The organism is Escherichia sp. TW09308 (genome assembly GCF_000208565.1).
In the GTDB taxonomy this organism is placed as follows: domain Bacteria; phylum Pseudomonadota; class Gammaproteobacteria; order Enterobacterales; family Enterobacteriaceae; genus Escherichia; species Escherichia marmotae.
Genome location: NZ_AEME01000001.1, coordinates 2,959,617 through 2,979,050, shown reverse-complemented (window position 1 = coordinate 2,979,050; position 19,434 = coordinate 2,959,617). Strand labels below are relative to the sequence as shown.

General features: G+C 51.7%; 13 protein-coding genes and 1 pseudogene. 5 read left to right on the top strand and 9 right to left on the bottom strand.

All coding sequences use genetic code 11. The annotated features are described in order from the left end of the window. Positions 1-11 precede the first annotated feature (11 nt). A pseudogene (gene nadB, locus ESM_RS01000000124950) lies at positions 12-1,633 on the top strand (L-aspartate oxidase). Here nadB and trmN read toward each other — a convergent pair. After that, complete coding sequence (gene trmN, locus ESM_RS0114140) at positions 1,618-2,355, bottom strand: tRNA(1)(Val) (adenine(37)-N(6))-methyltransferase TrmN (RefSeq protein ID WP_010378883.1); 738 nt, start codon at positions 2,353-2,355, stop codon at positions 1,618-1,620. The pseudogene nadB and the gene trmN sit on opposite strands and share 16 nt — an antisense overlap. 131 nt (positions 2,356-2,486) lie before the next feature. Here trmN and srmB point away from each other — a divergent pair, with 131 nt between their 5' ends. Next, the gene (gene srmB, locus ESM_RS0114135) at positions 2,487-3,821 is read left to right on the top strand and encodes an ATP-dependent RNA helicase SrmB (protein WP_000219188.1); all 1,335 of its coding nucleotides are present in this window, start codon (positions 2,487-2,489) and stop codon (positions 3,819-3,821) included. 62 nt (positions 3,822-3,883) lie between these two features. Here the strand turns inward: srmB and ygjK are convergent, their stop codons facing one another. The 6 genes from ygjK to ebgR form a co-directional block, all read right to left on the bottom strand. Continuing rightward, a complete protein-coding gene (ygjK, locus tag ESM_RS0114130; RefSeq protein WP_000695443.1) occupies positions 3,884-6,235 on the bottom strand; it encodes an alpha-glucosidase in 2,352 nt (783 codons plus the stop codon). Between the two features lie 16 nt (positions 6,236-6,251). Then, on the bottom strand, positions 6,252-7,322 hold the full coding sequence (gene ygjJ, locus ESM_RS0114125; RefSeq protein ID WP_000671503.1) for a protein YgjJ: 1,071 nt from the start codon (positions 7,320-7,322) through the stop codon (positions 6,252-6,254). 140 nt (positions 7,323-7,462) lie between these two features. Then, positions 7,463-8,896, bottom strand: coding sequence for an amino acid permease (locus ESM_RS0114120; RefSeq protein WP_001285444.1), 1,434 nt, complete (start codon positions 8,894-8,896; stop codon positions 7,463-7,465). Positions 8,897-8,958: 62 nt separating this feature from the next. Next, a complete protein-coding gene (locus ESM_RS0114115) occupies positions 8,959-9,408 on the bottom strand; it encodes a beta-galactosidase subunit beta (protein WP_001219940.1) in 450 nt (149 codons plus the stop codon). Further along, positions 9,405-12,497 carry a beta-galactosidase subunit alpha gene (gene ebgA / locus ESM_RS0114110; RefSeq protein WP_001082935.1) on the bottom strand — a complete coding sequence of 1,031 codons (3,093 nt, stop codon included), beginning with the start codon at positions 12,495-12,497 and terminating at the stop codon, positions 9,405-9,407. Before ebgA ends, ESM_RS0114115 begins: the two co-directional genes overlap by 4 nt. 183 nt (positions 12,498-12,680) lie before the next feature. Beyond that, entirely contained in the window at positions 12,681-13,664 is a 984-nt protein-coding gene (gene ebgR / locus ESM_RS0114105; protein WP_000212448.1) for a transcriptional regulator EbgR, read from the bottom strand. A 218-nt stretch (positions 13,665-13,882) separates the two neighbouring features. Here ebgR and ESM_RS0114100 point away from each other — a divergent pair, with 218 nt between their 5' ends. After that, positions 13,883-14,215, top strand: a complete 333-nt coding sequence (locus tag ESM_RS0114100; protein ID WP_000450593.1) for a tRNA-binding protein — start codon at positions 13,883-13,885, stop codon at positions 14,213-14,215. Positions 14,216-14,258: 43 nt separating this feature from the next. Here ESM_RS0114100 and ygjG read toward each other — a convergent pair whose 3' ends face one another. Then, positions 14,259-15,638: a putrescine aminotransferase gene (gene ygjG, locus ESM_RS0114095; protein WP_032141512.1), complete on the bottom strand. Its 1,380-nt coding sequence runs from the start codon at positions 15,636-15,638 to the stop codon at positions 14,259-14,261. 418 nt (positions 15,639-16,056) lie between these two features. Here ygjG and aer point away from each other — a divergent pair, with 418 nt between their 5' ends. After that, the gene (aer, locus tag ESM_RS0114090) at positions 16,057-17,577 is read left to right on the top strand and encodes an aerotaxis sensor receptor Aer (protein ID WP_000094660.1); all 1,521 of its coding nucleotides are present in this window, start codon (positions 16,057-16,059) and stop codon (positions 17,575-17,577) included. Positions 17,578-17,694: 117 nt separating this feature from the next. On the opposite strand, the gene nfeR is transcribed toward aer, so the two are convergent. Further along, entirely contained in the window at positions 17,695-18,324 is a 630-nt protein-coding gene (gene nfeR, locus ESM_RS0114085; RefSeq protein WP_000017992.1) for a DNA-binding transcriptional regulator NfeR, read from the bottom strand. 291 nt (positions 18,325-18,615) lie between these two features. Between nfeR and nfeF the strand changes: the two genes are divergently transcribed. Further along, entirely contained in the window at positions 18,616-19,380 is a 765-nt protein-coding gene (gene nfeF, locus ESM_RS0114080; RefSeq protein WP_000185302.1) for an NADPH-dependent ferric chelate reductase NfeF, read from the top strand. Positions 19,381-19,434: the final 54 nt, after the last annotated feature.

The following is a 19,434-nucleotide window of genomic DNA, read 5'->3' as shown; positions in this document are numbered from 1 at the left end:
AAACAACAAAAATGAATACTTTCCCTGAATATTCTTGTGATGTGTTGATTATCGGTAGTGGCGCTGCCGGGCTTTCACTGGCACTACGTCTGGCAGATAAGCATCATGTCATCGTTCTTAGCAAAGGCTCTGTTACTGAAGGCTCGACGTTTTACGCCCAGGGCGGAATTGCTGCCGTGTTTGATGAAACTGACAGTATCGATTCACATGTGGAAGATACGTTGGTTGCCGGTGCCGGAATTTGCGATAGCCATGCGGTTAAGTTTGTTGCCAGCAATGCGCGTTCCTGTGTGCAATGGTTGATCGATCAAGGGGTATTGTTTGATACCCAGGTGCAACCAAATGGGGAAGAAAGTTACCATCTGACCCGTGAAGGCGGTCATAGCCACCGCCGTATTCTTCATGCCGCCGACGCCACTGGTAAAGAAGTAGAAACTACGCTGGTGAGCAAGGCGCAGAGTCATCCGAATATTCGTGTACTGGAACGCAGCAACGCAGTCGATCTGATTATTTCCGACAAAATTGGTCTGCCGGGGACGCGACGAGTGGTCGGAGCATGGGTGTGGAATCGCAATAAAGAAGCGGTAGAAACCTGTCATGCGAAAGCTGTGGTGCTGGCAACTGGCGGCGCATCGAAGGTTTATCAGTACACCACCAATCCGGATATTTCCTCTGGTGATGGTATTGCCATGGCCTGGCGCGCCGGTTGCCGGGTTGCTAATCTCGAATTTAATCAGTTCCACCCAACGGCGCTGTATCATCCACAGGCGCGGAACTTCCTGTTAACAGAAGCTTTACGTGGCGAAGGCGCTTATTTGAAGCGCCCGGACGGCACACGCTTTATGCCCGATTTTGATGAGCGTGGTGAACTGGCTCCGCGCGATATTGTTGCCCGCGCTATTGACTATGAAATGAAACGCCTCGGCGCGGATTGTATGTTCCTGGATATTAGTCATAAGCCTGCGGATTTTATTTGTCAGCATTTCCCGATGATTTATGAAAAGTTGCTGGGTCTGGGTATTGATCTCACTAAAGAGCCTGTGCCGATAGTACCTGCTGCGCACTATACTTGCGGCGGTGTAATGGTGGATGACTATGGGCGTACCGATGTTGATGGGTGTATGCGATTGGCGAAGTGAGCTACACAGGATTACATGGCGCTAACCGAATGGCCTCTAACTCATTGCTGGAATGTCTGGTCTACGGCTGGTCGGCGGCGGAAGACATTGAAAGACGGATGCCTTATGCACGTGGCGTCAACAGCTTGCCGTCATGGGATGAAAGCCGCGTTGAGGATCCTGACGAGCTGGTGGTGCTCCAACATAACTGGCATGAGCTGCGTCTGTTTATGTGGGATTACGTCGGTATTGTGCGCACAACAAAGCGCCTGGAGCGTGCCCTGCGACGGATCAATATGTTGCAGCAGGAAATAGACGAATATTATGCCCACTTTCGGGTGTCGAATAATTTACTGGAACTGCGTAATCTGGTGCAGGTTGCCGAGTTAATTGTTCGCTGCGCGATGATGCGCAAGGAGAGTCGGGGCTTGCATTACACGCTGGACTACCCGGAGTTGCTCACGCATTCCGGTCCGTCGATTCTCTCGCCTGGCCATCATTACATAAACAAATAAAAAGCCTGGGTCAGCGCCGTATACGCTTCAGAATAGTTCTGGTCTGGCCCACGAATCACTAACCGATCGCTAAAGTATTCCCCCGCCAGTGGGGAGAATGCCAGTAGCACCCGATGCGGTAATCGAGCCTCGTTTTCCGCCACGTCCGTCCGTAAACGTAAATGCCATCCCATGCTTAATGCCAGTTCAGTAAAACCATTACCAATCTGCTCCGGCAGCACCACGCAGAAAAATCCCTCTTCGGTAATGCATTCTGCCGCACAAGTAAGCAACGTCTGGTGATCCAACGTAGTGGTATAGCGCGCCTGTTCCCGTTGCGGCGTCGCGCACTCAACCCCCTGCTGATAATACGGCGGGTTACTGATAATTAAGTCAAAACGCGCGGCCTGCTGGGTTATCCACTGCTGAATATCCGCCGTATGGATATTAATCCGCTCTGCCCACGGGGACTGCGCGATATTTTCCTGCGCCTGAGCCGCTGCCTCACTTTCCAGTTCAACTGCATCAATCATCACGCTGTCATCAGTTCGTTGCGCCAGCATTAGCGCCAGTAGCCCGCTACCACTGCCGATATCAAGGCAGCGTTTTACCCCTGCCACAGGAGCCCATGCGCCCAGTAAAATTCCATCCGTTCCCACTTTCATCGCACAGCGATCGTGCGCGACAAAAAACTGTTTAAAAGTAAATCCATTACGACGAAGCACGGATGTAGACTGTGACATGAAAATAAAACCTTGCTGTAAAAACGGCGATAGCACCGGGTAAGAACAATACCTGAGAAGCGATATCCATACAAACAGATGAAGATTGCAGCCGTAACGTCTATAATCAGCGCCCCACACAGAGGTAGAACATGACTGTAACGACTTTTTCCGAACTTGAACTCGACGAAAGCCTGCTGGAAGCCCTCCAGGATAAAGGTTTCACTCGCCCGACCGCCATTCAGGCTGCCGCCATTCCGCCTGCGCTCGATGGCCGTGATGTACTCGGTTCTGCGCCGACAGGCACCGGTAAAACGGCGGCGTATCTGCTGCCAGCGTTGCAGCACCTGCTCGATTTCCCGCGTAAGAAATCCGGTCCACCGCGTATTTTGATCCTCACCCCAACTCGCGAACTGGCGATGCAGGTGGCCGATCATGCCCGTGAACTGGCGAAACATACACATCTGGATATTGCCACCATCACCGGCGGCGTGGCCTATATGAACCACGCGGAAGTGTTCAGCGAAAACCAGGACATCGTGGTCGCCACGACCGGACGTCTGCTGCAATACATAAAAGAAGAGAACTTCGATTGCCGCGCGGTTGAAACACTGATCCTTGACGAAGCAGACCGTATGCTGGATATGGGCTTCGCCCAGGATATCGAACATATTGCTGGCGAAACTCGCTGGCGTAAGCAAACCCTGCTCTTCTCAGCTACGCTGGAAGGCGATGCCATTCAGGATTTTGCCGAACGTCTGCTGGAGGATCCGGTGGAAGTTTCTGCTAATCCATCCACCCGTGAGCGCAAAAAGATTCATCAATGGTATTACCGTGCCGATGACCTTGAGCATAAAACTGCGTTGCTGGTACATCTGTTAAAACAGCCGGAAGCGACTCGCTCAATCGTATTTGTGCGCAAGCGTGAGCGTGTGCATGAACTGGCAAACTGGTTGCGCGAAGCAGGCATCAACAACTGCTATCTCGAAGGTGAGATGGTACAAGGCAAGCGTAATGAAGCAATTAAGCGTCTGACTGAAGGTCGCGTAAACGTGCTGGTTGCCACCGACGTTGCCGCACGTGGTATCGACATTCCGGATGTCAGCCACGTCTTTAACTTCGATATGCCGCGCAGTGGCGATACCTATTTGCACCGAATCGGGCGTACCGCTCGCGCCGGTCGTAAAGGGATCGCGATTTCACTGGTTGAAGCCCATGACCATCTGCTGCTGGGCAAAGTTAGTCGTTATATTGAAGAGCCGATTAAAGCTCGCGTCATTGATGAGTTACGCCCGAAAACGCGTGCGCCAAGCGAGAAACAGACGGGTAAACCATCGAAGAAAGTCCTGGCAAAACGCGCCGAGAAAAAAAAGGCTAAAGAGAAAGAGAAGCCTCGGGTGAAAAAACGCCACCGCGATACCAAAAATATTGGTAAGCGCCGCAAACCAAGCGGAACAGGCGTGCCGCCGCAAACGACAGAAGAGTAAAAATAATGCCGGGTTTTATCCCGGCATTATTTTTGTCTATAGATAACCACCACCGTTGTAAATTACTGCTTACGGAAAAAATCGTTATACAACATATACAAATGCGCTGCGCTCCAGGAGAAATTTGGGGCACCTTGCTGTGCGCCGGTCAGCGGGTTGTAATTCTCCTGAATCGGACCGTCGGCGGTTAAGCCTTTGGCGTGCTGGAAAAAAGTATCCGCAAGTTTCAGGGCATCATCGCGATAACCGTAACGCTCCATACCTTTCAGAGCAAACCAGAACTGATCCACCCATACGCGCCCGCGCCAGTAGATATCCGCGCCAAAGGCCGGATTGGTTAACGCTGCCGTTCCCAGTGGGACAAAGGTGTTGAACTCTTTGGTGTCCAGCATCACCTTCACCACCGCGTCGGCATTGGCCTGCGTTGCTGCACCATTAAACAGCGGCGACCAGCCTTCCGGCCCTTTACCGCGCTCGACAATCGGCTTGCCCGCGCAGCCGTTCGCTAACGGTTTATCTTCAATGCGTATGTCATAGTAGAACTGTGTGGCCGGGTCGAACATACAAGTATTGATGTAATCTGCGAGCTGTACTGCCAACTGGCGATAACGTTTGGCTTCTTCGGGTTTGCCGAGGATTTTCGCCATCTCGGCCAGATAATGATTATCGCTGTACATATAGCTGGCCTGATCCACCGATTCCTGTAACAACGAGTAGCCCAGCAACGTCCCGTCCTGACTGCGGTTTTCAGCGAATTTCACCGTCCAGTCACTACGTTTGCCGCCGTTAGCGACATATTTATCCAATTGTTCTTTGTCGATAAAACCAAAGACGGCTGCATCATCACGACCCGATTCCCACGACGCGGCAACCTGCGCCGGAATTTCCAGGCTGTCGTACTGGCCTTTCTCAACTACCCGGGCGTAATTGTTCAGCCCGGACTGCGTCTCTTCTTTGTCGCCTTTTTTCACTGTAAACAGCATCTCGCCATTCTCAGTATTGTGGGCTTTATCGCGGGTTGCGCCATATTCCGGTACGCCGTTGCCGTTATGATCGCGGTTACGTAACCACCAATCGTGATAGGCCACCAGTTTCGGGTACATCTCTGCCAACCAGCCTTTATCCTGGGTGACGTTGTACACTTCCATCACCGACCAGGCGGCAAGACTGGGTTTGGTATTACGTTCATTCCAGTTGCCGCCATCGCCGCCACGCTCGGGGCTAAGGTTCCACGCAATCAGGTCCGGCACAAATCCCACATCCTGCGGACGCACGGCGTCGCCAGGTTGGATCTGCCAGGAGAAGACCGCGCGGATATTCTCTTTGGCGATGTCCGGATTGAAATGCGCCATCGCAAACGCCTGCTTCCAGGTATCCCACGGCCAGGTCTGATTGCCGGAGAACCAACGCCCGGTTACCGACGGCGTGACGGTGTTATATTTCACCGCACCGCCCGGCGAACGCCAGTTGCCGTTGAGGGTTTCGATCGCTTTCACCGCGACGCGCGTCTGCTCCAGCGTCGCATCCGGATTGGTTAACCCTTTCTTCAGGTACTCTTCCCAGCGTCGCTGCGAGGCGGTGAGATAAAACGCCGGACGCGCCAGAATATCGCGGATTTGCATCTGTTCTTTGCTGACTTCCTGGGCGGTCAGCAGATGGGAATAGGTGGTATAGAGTGTCGTCGAACCGTTGATATGCGCCTTACTGGTAAAGCGATTACCGTTGATTTCAGTCTGCATCGGTAATGATTTATGCACCTGATATTCCGATTCGCCGGAGGTCAGCAGATCCCAGGTGGCGCGCACTTTGCCAAAGGTAACTTTCAGGCCATCACGGGTGGCGCTGATCTTGCGTTGATAATCAGGGTACTCGCCAGTAATGGTTTTATCAGAAAGCGGTTTCCCTTCTTTCGCTTCCAGTTTTTCCAGCAGCTCGCCGTCCCACACCAGATCCAGCGGTTTATCGCTGGTGATTTTGGTTTCCAGTAGTGACGTGCGCGGCGTGGCGAAGCGCAGAGTCATTTCTATCTGCACATCTTTTGCTGTCAGCTTTTGCACCAGCGCACCGGGAATACTGTATGCCTCCAGTGTGAAGTCGACTTTTTGGCCGTCCTGCCAGACAGTCAGGCGGTCGAAATTGGTGGCCATAAAGTTGATGTACTCTTCCGTTAGCAGTGCAACGCCCGGAAAGCCACCCATGGTGTTCGGGCCGTCAGGCAACAGGTGGCCATGCCAGGCACCGAGATCGAAAAATGGGTTAAAACGCTGGTGGTCGTCGTAATCGTAATCCTTCATGTACTGCGGCGCGCCGGTACGGTTAATCACGTTTTTATAATTGTCGGCGTTAGCGGCATGGGCGGAAAAGCTCATCAGCAGGGCGCAGGCTACTGGCGTTAAAATGGTTTTGATTTTCATGAGATTACTGTCCTTATTACCAGTAAAAATATTGCATCAGGAAGAGTTGGTCGCTGGGATCGTGAGAGGCATTTTTCATGTAGAAGCGGCTGTCAAAAGCCGTAGCGAAACGTCCGCCACCGTATTCGTACCAGATACCAAACTGCATGAAAGAGGTGGTTTCATCGTCTGCGTGGTCAGGGCGATGTCTGGCGTAGGTGTAAGCGGTGGAGAGATAAATGCCTTTTAACGCTTCATACATGGCGCTCACCATCATCCCGCTTTCACTTCCCGGTACGTCCAGCCCGTCGGCGCGTCCGGTATGGTGCCAGGCGCGTGCGGCGAAGTTAGGGGTAAGCAGGCCAGTGAGATAAAGCTGTCCTGTGCCGTCGGTAATTTCCAGACCGTTCATCCAGGTGATGCCTTCGGCAAGGTCATACTGGATGTAACCGTTCATCATTGCCGGATAGGTGTATTTATCGTCGTAGCGATCGTATTTGCCAAAATGCAGCCAGGCTTTGCTTTCGTCATGATGTCCGGCAGGTGTGGCGGTGACGCTATAACGAAAATTACCGGTTAGGTTTTGTACCTTCAGCGCGGTCATAATGTCACGGGTATTGGGAATGACGTAGCCCAGATCGGGCGTGAAATCGCCCCACCATTGCAGGTCATCCAGTGAGGAATCCTGACGCAGACTCAGCATGATTTCGGTGCCATCATTGGTACGATAACCGCCATAGAAACGGTTAATCCCACCTTCAAAACCGCCCCAGCTATGGTCAGGCACCCATGCATTGCCGTCGTGGTCGGCCTGCACGGTCCAGCCTTCGCCGTAAATCAGGCCGAACCAGGAGCCATACTTCATCTCCAGGCCACCTTCAATATAGGTGCCGTCACTGTATTTATGTTTATTCTCACCCTCTAAATCCATATATCCACCAACCCCTAATTCGCCGTAAAAACGAAATGAAGGAGAAGACGTCGAAGTAATCGCGGGTGTTTTTGTGTCGTCATGTTCTGCCGGACGTGCTTCATCAGCGGCCGCAAAAAACGCGTAGCAAAACGGCAGAGCAACTAATGCTCTGCAAGGCGTACTATTAAATTTCATAATGTTAATCCATGAGCTAAAGAAAAAGTACAGCCTTTTATCGACATAATTAATAATGTTAAAAATACTCAGGCAGAAACTATTTTCCCTCTCCCCATCCAGGAAGAGGGAAAATGCCTGCTCATTTTTTATTAGTCTGCTTAATCCACGTTGTTGGCTGGCGTCGCTTCAATATGGCGTTCTTCAGCCGTTAATCCTTTTATATATTTGCTGTATTTCCACCACGCAAAGCCGAGGAAAATAACAATACCGCCAACGTTATAAAAAATGATGGTCAGAATATTTGCACCGGTCGGGAAGGTCGAGGCGACAAATCCTACGGCAAATATCGCAATCAGCATTGAAACAACGATAATACCGGTGCGACGGGAACCCATACGGAAATCACGTGGCAGGTGATCTAATTTGGCGCGTAAATTCAGATAGGCCAGCATGATGAATAACGGCGGAAGCATGGACGCTGCCGCGGTCATATTAATAATAGTATTCATTAGATCCTGCACGGTATTGGAGCCGAGCATCGGGATAATCATCAGTGGGATCACGATCAGGAACTGGATCCACGCCGCGCGCGCCGGAACGCCGTTTTCGTTCAGTTCGACGGTTTTCTTACCAAAGATCCCTTCCGGGATTTCGGAGAAGAAAATTTTCACCGGCGTTGCGGTCCACATCAGCAGGGAACCGAACATCGCGGTAAAGGACACAAGGCCAACAAAGCGGTTCATTAACGCTTCCGGCAGACCAAAGTATGCGGCCATGCCGTGGAATACCTGCACCGATCCGCCAGTAAATTTCAACTCTTTGCTGCTGACGAAGACGTTAATCAGCACCGAGGAGACGGAGTACAGTACACCGATAAAAATCCCGGCGAGGATGATCACTTTAACGAACGATTTCGATCCGCCTTTAACGTCGTTAACGTACACAGCAACGGACTCTGCGCCGCCTGCGGCCATAAAGATCCAGGTGGTAACGCCGAGGAACGCCCAGTTAAAGTTCGGGATCATCGCGTCAACGGTGATGGGGTCTGCAGGTTGTACGCCGCCAACCAGCGCCGTACCTGCCAGTAAAATGTAGGAGAGCGTTAACAGCAGCATCAGCGTTGAAGTAACGGAGGTGATTGGTCCCAGCATTTTCGCCCCGTTGGTGGAAACCCATGTGGAGAAGGCGAACAGCACCATGCTGATAATGGTGGTGGCAACTGGCGTCATAATATATTCGTAGCCGAGGAAGGCATACGAGGCGTAAGCAATAACGCGCGGCAATAATGAGGTGAAAAAGAACAGGTTCACGAACCAGTAGGTATAGGCAGTAATAAATGCCCAACGTCCGCCCAGCGAACTTTTTACCCATGCGTAGACACCAGCTTCCGAGTTTTTATTTAACGAAACAAATTCTGCGATGATCAGACAGAAGGGAATAAAATAAAAAATCGTCGCGAGGAAAAACATCGGTGCCGAGGCCAGTCCAAGCTCAATATTATTATTGATGACGTTATTAAAGCTATAAACGGCGGCAAAAGTCAGCGAGAGCAAGCCGAATTTGCCGATTGTATTACGTTTGGTATCAGACATAACACATCTCCGAAAATGAGTAGGGTAGCGGTGGCGGCAAACTCCTTTTGCCGCCGTAGTTGTTATTTGTTATGGAAATAACCATCTTCGATGGTGACTTTGAGAACGACTTTTTTGACTGCGTTATTACAGATAAACCGATACGCTTCATGGTTATCGCAAATAACGATTTGCCCTTCATGAACTTCAACGGTTTCTCCGCAGCCCTTTAAATATTCACGGTCAGTTTCATCGCGATAATATTCCACGACCTGTAACATCTCTTTCGGTGCATATTCAATTTTTTGCTGCCCTTGCAGGTAGTAATGCACTTCAAAATAGCGACGATGTCCGGTAAATAACGCATCAGTCGCGGAGTCGTTTTCCACTCGATAGGTCAATGAGTCACCGATGGAGTGGGCGACGCCAGGCTGAATATTGTCGATATTTTCAATCGCTTCAACGCAGCGTTGCCACTTCTTGCCAGAGGCGTAAATCTGGCGGAACTGTTCTAAGTTATCGATGATCCTCATTGCTTATTCTCGCTGTGCAAATTCGTGGAAAAGAACCCTGCGCCGAACTCATGCGACGCCAGGCTTTGCGCGGTGGCTTCTCCGCCAGAAACTGGCAGCAACGTAAAGCCGTAGCTGAAGTCACGGAACCAGACGCGCCAGGAGTCCAGCACCTCGCTACCCCAGGAGTTGGAGCCGAGGCCAAGCAACTGGTGGTCGAGGTTCAGAGTGATGTCATCGCTGCGCCGCAGCTCGTTGCAGTGCTGGGCTGCGTGGATGTTCTCCTGGGTATAGTGCCAGGCGCTGAAGTTAATCGGGCGCTGCGGAACCACCAGCAGACCGCTGCCGTGGCGGTTAGTCAGTGCCGCCCAGCGGACATGCTGGCGGTTGCCGTTGTTCTGCGGGAAGGGATAGTTCTCGAACATGGCATCGACGTTGCTGCGCCAGATATCGATGATGTTAGCCTGCTGGCTGTCGGCGTAGTTTTCGCCCGGTCCACGTCCGTAATACGCCACCTGATCGTATTCGCCGTTAATTCCCATGGTGAAACCGATGCACGGAATGATGTGCGGATAGTCGCCGTAACGTTCGCCGGAAAGTGCCACGTTAACCTGACCATCGGCAGCGATGCGCCAGATGTAGGTGCAGCGCATCCCGAAGTCAAACACCGGCGGGGCAATAACCGTGCGGCTGATGATCAACACCTCGCCATCACTTTGCTCAACGGCAAAGTCGCGCAGATGCTCCTGCATGATCTGCAAATGATTCGGTTGCCACAGTCCTTCGTACTCCTGCTTGTGGTTGTCGATCATTGGCTTGAAGAAGTTGATCTTTGGCTCGCGAGTCAGCAGTGATTCGCCATTCACCTGCCATGACGTCGGTTTGCCAGTCAATTTTGAGAAGGTGATTGTGAAGTTGTAGCCGCGAACGGTGCAGCTCAAACGTTCATCTTCCAGCTTCAGCGGATGGGCGTTATTCGGCGCGAAAGGCACAGGCTGCGCAGTGTTTTCCTTCAGCGGGAACTGATAAGTGGCGATAGGGTGCCCGGCGTCGCTGTAGCGAGTGCGGGAATCTTTGGTCACCGTAATGTTGAGAAACGCTTCGCGGGTGTCCAGTTGCGGCAGCGTGATGTGCAAGGGGGCTTCGCTGTTCGGCGCAACGTCGCGCAGCTTAATTTGCTGCGTCGCGAGCGTTTCACCTTCGGCGCGCACGTCTACGTGCAGGGTGTAGTCATCAAGCGTGGTAAACCACAGTTTATTTTCGACTTTCAGTTCGCCGCGATTCAGATCCAACGCGTGAATTTTTACCGGCGCGATAACCTGTTTGTACTCTTTCAGACCCGGCCCCGGTGTCTGATCGGAATAGATCAAACCATCAAGACAGAAGTTATAGTTGTTGGGATAGTCGCCGTAATCGCCGCCGAATTTATACCAGACGTTGCCGTTGTCATCCTGCGCCTGGATCCCGTGATCACACCACTCCCAGACATAATGCCCCTGAATGCAATCGTGCTTATAGAAGACGTTCTGGTATTCCGTCAGCCCGCCAGGTCCGTTACCCATCGCATGGGCGTATTCACAGATGATGCGCGGTTTTGGATGCGGGTATTCACCAAACTCATTCATCAGCGGCACGCGGGTGTACATGGTGGAAATAATATCGACCACTTCAGCATCGCGATCTTCTTCGTAGTGAACCAGACGCGTGTCATCCAGCGCCTTCGCCGCGTGGTACATCGCGCGGATGTTACAGCCATAGCCGGACTCGTTGCCCAGCGACCAGATGATGATCGACGGATGGTTTTTCTGCGCGTGAATATGACGAACGATGCGCTCGACGTAGACTTTTTCCCACTGCGGATCGTCGGTAATGCGGCTGATATCACCAACGTTAGCAAAGCCGTGCGATTCGACGTCGGTTTCCGCCATCACAAACAGGCCGTAGATATCACACAGTTCGTAAAAACGCGGATCGTTCGGGTAGTGAGCAGTACGCACAGAGTTGATGTTGTGTTGTTTCATCAACTGGATATCTTTCTCAACGCGATCTATCCCAACGGCGCGGCCTTTGCGATGATCGTTGTCGTGGCGATTGACGCCGTGCAGCATCACATAACGGTTATTGATCCAGAACAGACCGTCGCGCACTTTGATATCACGGAAGCCAACGCGTTGCGGCACCACTTCCAGAACATTGCCGTTGGCATCTTTCAGCGTCATGACCAGATGGTAAAGATAAGGGGATTCTGCTGACCATTGCTGCGGCTGTTCGACAGTAAAAGCAAAACTGGCGCTGGTCAGTTTTTCAATTGCCAGGTGATTAATGGCGCTGCGGTGCACCACGCGTTCGCCGTCGAACAGGGTATATTCCAGCGTCGTTACGGCAGGGGAGGCAGCGAGATTTTCCAGCACCACTTCGCAGGAAAGTGTGGCGTCGCAATAGGCTTCGTCAAAGTCGGTACGCACGGTGAAATCGTTAATGTGCGTCAGTTGTTTACCGATCAGATAAACATCGCGGAAGATCCCCGCCGACCACCACATATCCTGGTCTTCCACGTAGGTGGAGTCAGCCCACTGCATCACGCGCACACACAACAGGTTGTCGCCGGTTTTAACCATCGTACTGATGTCAAACTCTGCGGTCAGGCGACTGCCCTTGCTGAAGCCAACATACTGACCGTTAACGTAGACTTCAAAATAGGTTTCGACGCCGTCAAATTTAATCAGCGTCTGTTTACCCTGCCAGCCGTCGCTGAGGGTGAAAATACGTTGATAGGCACCGGTTGGGTTATCGCTGGGAACAAACGGCACATCGATGGGGAATGGAAAACCTTCGTCGGTATATTGCAGTTTGCCGTGACCTTCCATTTGCCACATGGCGGGGACGGTAATATGCCCCCAGTCAGCCATTAGCTCAGAGGTGAAGGCTTCTGGCACTTGCAGCGGATGATCAAAAAAATGGAAATTCCACTGACCGCTTAAAGGCAGAAACAGGCTGCTGGTTTCGCGGGCAAAGGTACGTGCCTGCGCAACAGAATCATATGAAAAAAAGTACGCACGCGGCGTAAGTCGGTTTTCGTGGGTGAGCTGAATGTTTTCCCAGCGATTCATAGGGCCTCCCGGTAGAGAGAAATCGGAACCATTTATGGCGATGGTAGTTTGTGTAATTGATGGGGAGTTTAGTAAAATTTTTACTAAAAAGTAGCAGGTAAATGCATTTACTTTAACTGGATCACGAAAATAAACGGCAGCACTGTCCGGCAAAAACGATTGCCAGACAGTGTGTGAGGGGATTTAGCGGGTTGTACCGCGCAGTTTTAATTTGCTGGGAACGAAGACTAGCAGCGGCAGCGCGCGACCATCGCGAGCCTTTTCATACACCAGATTAACGCCCTGGCTTCCCATCATCTCGGAATGGATTCGCACGGTTGAGAGCGGCGGAAAGGTAAATCGCGCGGTAGGAATGTCGTTAACGCTGATAAGCGAAATATCCTGCGGGATGTTCAGGCCACGTTCATGAATTGCCCGTAGTACGCCGATAGCAATGGAATCGGAAGCGACAAACAATGCCTTCGGGTAGTTTTCCCGCGCCAGCATTTGTTTTGCCAGTTCATAGCCTGACGAGCTGGAAAAACCGCCGCGCCAGATATCCTCTTCGCGCACAACGTGCTTGAGATGACCATACTCGACAAATGCCGCTTCGCGAATATCTGCTTTGCCTGGCTCGTCTTCGCCGCCAATAAAACCGATGCGATTTACACCCTGAGCAATATAGAAATCGATGATTTCTTTACTGATGCGTGCCAGATCGATATCTACCGCATCGTAATTGCTGCCTGGCTCGTGAAAGTCGATAAAACAGATATTATCGGTTAACGCACTGGCGGCGGCGCGTAGGGCAGGCGTGGGCTTGCCGACAATTAAAATGCCGGTGACGTTTTTAATGTCCGGCAAGCCGTTGTGCTCATAACAGTTGGTCAGTTCGATCGCCAGCTTTTCGCACTGGGTTTCAATGCCGTGACGGATCGCCAGATAGTAAGGGTCGTTGATCTCCAGCTCCTGCTGGTAGCTGTAGATGGCCAGAATATGGTGCTGGTTGACTGCACCAGTCTGTAATTTACGGGCGCTGCTGGTCTTGTACTCCAGCTTTTCTGCGATCTCCAGAATGCGATGTTTCGTCTCTTCCTTTACATTCAATGTCGGATCGTCATTTAAGACCCTGGATACTGTCGCCAGGGATACGCCAGCTTCGATTGCGATGTCTTTTAGTGTTGCCATGTTTACCTTTTTTACTTTCCCTGATGTGCGCCTTCATTGTAGAGGAAGTGCTTATTGGGTCACCTGTTTTCAGTAAATAAAGCGCGTTTCTTTGACGCTGTAACGGTAACACAGTGGCTTACGAATGTGATCACGCCTGCATTCTCTATTTTTAGCCTACAGTATTCAGAAAAACTTTTGCTATAGTTTAGTAAAATTTTACTTGAAGGGGAGAAACAATGGAAACCGTGGCTTACGCTGATTTTGCGCGTCTGGAAATGCGTGTCGGGAAGATTGTGGAAGTTAAACGCCATGAAAACGCCGACAAGCTGTACATCGTACAGGTTGATGTCGGTGAAAGAACGCTGCAAACCGTGACCAGCCTGGTGCCGTACTACCGCGAAGAAGAGCTGATGGGTAAAACGGTGGTGGTACTGTGCAATCTGCAAAAAGCAAAAATGCGCGGTGAAACCTCGGAATGCATGCTGTTGTGTGCAGAAACTGATGACGGCAGTGAAAGCGTGTTATTAGCGCCGGAGCGGATGATGCCTGCGGGTGTGCGTATCGTATAAAAAATGGCGGATGGCGAATTTGCCTCGCTATCCGCCATCGGTATTACGCCTCTTCGACACTTACTCGCATGGCGGCCAGCGCCTTACGCGCCGCTTTGATCACCTGTTCACACTGTTCAATGCTCAGTGTCAGTGGCGGTTCAATGCGGATCGTTTTGGCATTGTTGAGCGTTCCGGCAACCAGCACGCGCTGGCGGAACATCTCGCTGGCAAAGTTGTAGCCGATTTCGTTATCAACAAACTCAATCGCCATCAACATTCCTTTGCCGCGCGCGTCCTGCACCAGATCGGGATATTCCCGCGCCAGTTGACGGAAACCGTCCAGCAACATATCGCCTTTTTGCTCAGCCTGGGCCGGTAAATTCTGTTCCAGCAACACGTTGATGGTTGCCAGCGCTGCCGCACAGGCCAGCGGGTTGCCGCCAAAAGTGGTGGTATGCAGAAACGGATTGTCGAACAGCACTGAGAATACCTCTTCGGTGGCGATGGTCGCGCCAATCGGCATCACGCCGCCGCCGAGGGCTTTCGCCAGGCACAGGATGTCCGGCTGAACGTTCTCATGTTCGCAGGCGAACATCTTGCCCGTGCGCCCCATGCCCGTTTGCACTTCATCGAGGATCATCAGTGCGCCGAACTCATCGCACAGCTTACGTACGGCGGTGAGATAACCCGGCGGCGGCAGAATTACACCACCTTCGCCCTGAATTGGCTCAAGGATCACTGCGGCAACATCATCACCGGTTTTTTTGCACTCGCTAAGGGCTGTGCGCATGGCTTCAATATTGCCAAACGGTACATGACGGAAACCCGGCAGCAGCGGCATAAACGGTTTGCGGAAGGTCGATTTCGCCGTGGCCGACAGTGCGCCAAGCGATTTGCCGTGGAACGCGCCGCTGGTAGCAATAAAAGTAAATTTGCCGCGCGGTGACTGATAAGCCTTCGCCAGTTTTAGCGCCGCTTCAACGGACTCGGTGCCGCTATTACAGAAGAAGCTGTATTTCAGTTTACCGGGCGTCAGTGCGGCAAGGGTTTTCGCCAGCATCGCCCGTAACGGATCGAGCAACTCCTGGCTATGCAGTGGCTGTTTCGCAAGTTGATTCTGTACGGCGGAAACTACAACTGGATTACGGTGCCCCACGTTGAAAATTCCAAAACCTCCCAGGCAGTCAATAAACTCCTGTCCCTGGGTGTCGACAAGCGTATTTAAACCTCCCGCTTGCCACTCTACGGCTCCGTAATCCCCGCCAGCGGTAACAGATTTGCGATACTCTAAAAATCCCGGATTGACATGTTCTTTGAAGTATTCAATCACCTCCCGGTTAAGTGCTTTCATCTCCTCATGATCCAGCGTTCGCTTTTCAATGAGATTCAGGGCGTGGGCGCTGCACGCTAAAGCCGATGCGCTCGAAGGTAACCTGTTCAAAATATGCTCCGGAGGCTCGCGTATCACATGATACCGATTTAAGTATTGCAGGGATTGCGCCACTCCGGCTGCGATTGCGAAAATCGGGATAAACACAAATGCGGCAATCATCTGTGCAACATTTAATGCTGATTGTTAACATTTGTTGTTATTTGGTACGATTTCTATCGAGTATGGATTTTGCGCTTGTTATGTAAATGCACTCTTTCAGGGCAGCAAATGCCTGTTTTTTGGGCAATGTAATTAATGTTATCGCATAGTAACATGGTGAAAGTATTTTAAATCAATGAATTACATTTTGTGCTTTAATCGCAAATTGCGATCTAAATCAAATTAAACCGCTAAAGATAACCGCGCCGGGGCCGACATAACTTCCGACAAGAAGTTAACAACAATATAACCTGCACAGGACGCGATTATGTCTTCTCATCCGTATGTCACCCAGCAAAATATCCCGCTGGCTGACGATACCACTCTGATGTCTACTACCAATCTACAAAGCTATATCACACATGCTAATGACACTTTTGTGCAGATTAGCGGCTATACATTGCGGGAGTTACAGGGGCAGCCGCATAACATGGTGCGCCATCCGGATATGCCGAAAGCGGCCTTTGCTGATATGTGGTACACCCTGAAACAGGGGGAACCCTGGAGTGGAATCGTGAAAAATCGGCATAAAAATGGCGATCATTATTGGGTGCGGGCGAACGCGGTGCCGATGGTGCGCGATGGCAAAATCAGTGGCTATATGTCGATTCGCACGCGGGCGACGGATAAAGAGATCGCAGCGGTAGAGCCGCTGTACAAGGCGTTGAATGTCGGGCGCACAAATAAGCGTATCCATAAAGGTTTAGTGGTGCGTAAAGGCTGGTTGGGAAAACTCCCTTCATTGCCGCTTCGCTGGCGGGCGCGTGGAGTGATGGCGCTGATGTTTATCGCGCTGGCGACCATGCTCTGGTTTGCCGCCGCACCAGTGGTGAATTATTTCCTCTGTGCGTTAGTGATGCTGTCAGGAATTGCCTGTTTTGAATGGCAGATTATTCGTCCGATAGAAAATGTCGCCAGCCAGGCGCTGAAGGTGGCGACCGGTGAGTGTAACAGTGTTGATCATCTGAATCGCAGTGATGAACTGGGGTTGACGTTGCGGGCAGTAGGGCAGCTTGGTTTGATGTGCCGCTGGTTGATTAATGACGTATCAAGCCAGGTTTCCAGCGTCAGAAGCGGCAGTGAAACGCTGGCAAAAGGCACCGATGAACTTAACGAACATACTCAGCAGACGGTAGATAATGTTCAGCAAACGGTAGCGACCATGAATCAGATGGCAGCGTCGGTAAAACAGAACTCTGCCACGGCTTCGGCTGCCGATAAACTTTCTATTACCGCCAGTAATGCGGCAGTGCAGGGCGGGGAAGCGATGACCACGGTGATCAAAACGATGGATGATATTGCAGACAGTACTCAGCGCATTGGCACTATTACTTCGCTGATTAACGATATTGCTTTTCAGACCAATATCCTCGCGCTGAATGCGGCGGTGGAAGCGGCGCGTGCCGGAGAGCAGGGTAAAGGTTTTGCGGTGGTTGCGGGCGAAGTACGTCATTTAGCCAGCCGCAGCGCCAATGCTGCCAACGATATTCGCAAGCTGATCGATGCCAGTGCTGATAAGGTGCAATCCGGTTCACAACAAGTGCACGCTGCCGGACGGACGATGGACGATATTGTGGCGCAGGTGAAAAACGTAACTCAGTTGATTGCTCAGATTAGCCATTCAACGCAGGAACAAGCTGATGGGCTTTCCAGTCTGACCCGTGCGGTAGATGAGCTTAACCTGATTACCCAGAAAAACGCCGAGCTGGTGGAAGAGAGCGCGCAGGTGTCAGCGATGGTTAAACACCGCGCCAGCCGACTGGAAGACGCGGTGACGGTGCTGCATTAATCGGTATGCCGGATATCGTGGTTGGTACACAATGCCTGATGCGATGCTGGCGCATCTTATCAGGCCTACGGGCGCGTAGGCTGATAAGGCGTTCACGCCGCATCCGGCAATCGGTGATTAATCCAGTTGCGTAATATCAAAAGCGGCGCGGTCAATTACCGCAATGATCTTTTTTATCTGCGCGTCGCTGATGTCACTCTGGTTGACACGTAAGTCCAGCACCGCTTTAAAATTATCCAGCGCCCGCTTCATTTGCGGGTTCTGGCGTAGCGCAGCGCCAACGCAGCGGGCTTTGATCCGTTCTTCAATCATTTCCACTTGTTCGCGATTTTCTTCCAGCCACTGCGCGCCCTGTTCGGTCAGCGCAATCTGCTTCTTGCCGCCTTCTTCTTCGCGGATGGTAATCAGCGACTGCTCCTGGAGAAAATCCAGCGTCGGATAGATGACGCCCGGACTTGGGGTGTAATTTCCCTGGGTCAGATTCTCAATCGCTTTAATCAACTCGTAACCGTGGCTGTCATCGCGTGAAAGAATATCCAGAATCACCAGACGCAATTCACCGTGACCAAAGAAACGCTGCCGACGACCACCGCCGCGACCGTGACGACCACCGCAGCATTGACCATGCTCGTGCTCATGCTGATGACCGTGCCCGCAGTGCTCGTGTTCTGACTTCTCACCTTTGCAGCAGCCTTCATGGCGTGGCTGGCCTTCATGTTTACAACACCCTTCGTGATGATGGCTCATAATCAGCCTCCTGTTGCTTAATTAGATATATCTAATTTATATCTAATGTGGACATTACTGCAAGTGCAAAAATGATTTTTAAACGCAGATGTGCTCAACATGTAGGCCGGATAAGGCGTTCACGCCGCATCCGGCAGCCTTGCTATGGCAGCCTTGCTATGGTGCTGAATGCCTTCACATACTTCAGATATATCAATTCTACAAATTGCTTGCATTTATCATGATTAGCAATCATTATCATTTGTGAATTTTATTTAGATATATCTGATTACCATCACGAAGGCGATAACAATGACTAACTCTCCCCGCTACCCACAGCGCGTTCGAAATGATCTGCGCTTCCGTGAACTGACTGTGTTACGTGTTGAGCGTATCAGCGCCGGTTTTCAGCGTATTGTCCTTGGCGGCGAGGCGCTGGACGGTTTTACGTCGCGCGGCTTTGACGATCACAGCAAACTCTTCTTTCCTCAAACTGACGCTCATTTTGTGCCGCCAACAGTAACGGAAGAAGGTATCGTCTGGCCGGAAGGACCGCGCCCGCCGTCGCGTGACTATACGCCGCTGTACGATGAACAACGCCATGAACTGGCGATCGATTTCTTTATACACGACGGCGGCGTCGCCAGCGGCTGGGCGATGCAGGCGCAACCAGGCGATAAACTCACGGTGGCCGGACCGCGAGGTTCGCTGGTGGTGCCGGAGGATTACGCGTATCAGGTGTATGTCTGCGATGAGTCCGGAATGCCTGCACTGCGCCGCCGCCTGGAAACGTTGAGCAAACTTGCCGTTAAACCGCAAGTTACTGCGCTGGTCAGCGTGCGGGATAACGCCTGTCAGGATTATCTCGCGCACCTTGACGGTTTTAACATCGAATGGCTGACGCATGATGAGCAGGCGGTGGACGCGCGTCTGGCGCAGTTGGCAATTCCTGCCGATGATTACTTCATCTGGATAACCGGTGAAGGAAAAGTGGTTAAGAATTTAAGCCGTCGCTTTGAAGCGGAACAGTATGATCCACAGCGGGTACGCGCAGCGGCTTATTGGCACGCGAAGTGATTGAACAGAAAGAAAAAAACAAAAGGCTGACGATTTTTCGTCAGCCTTTTGCTG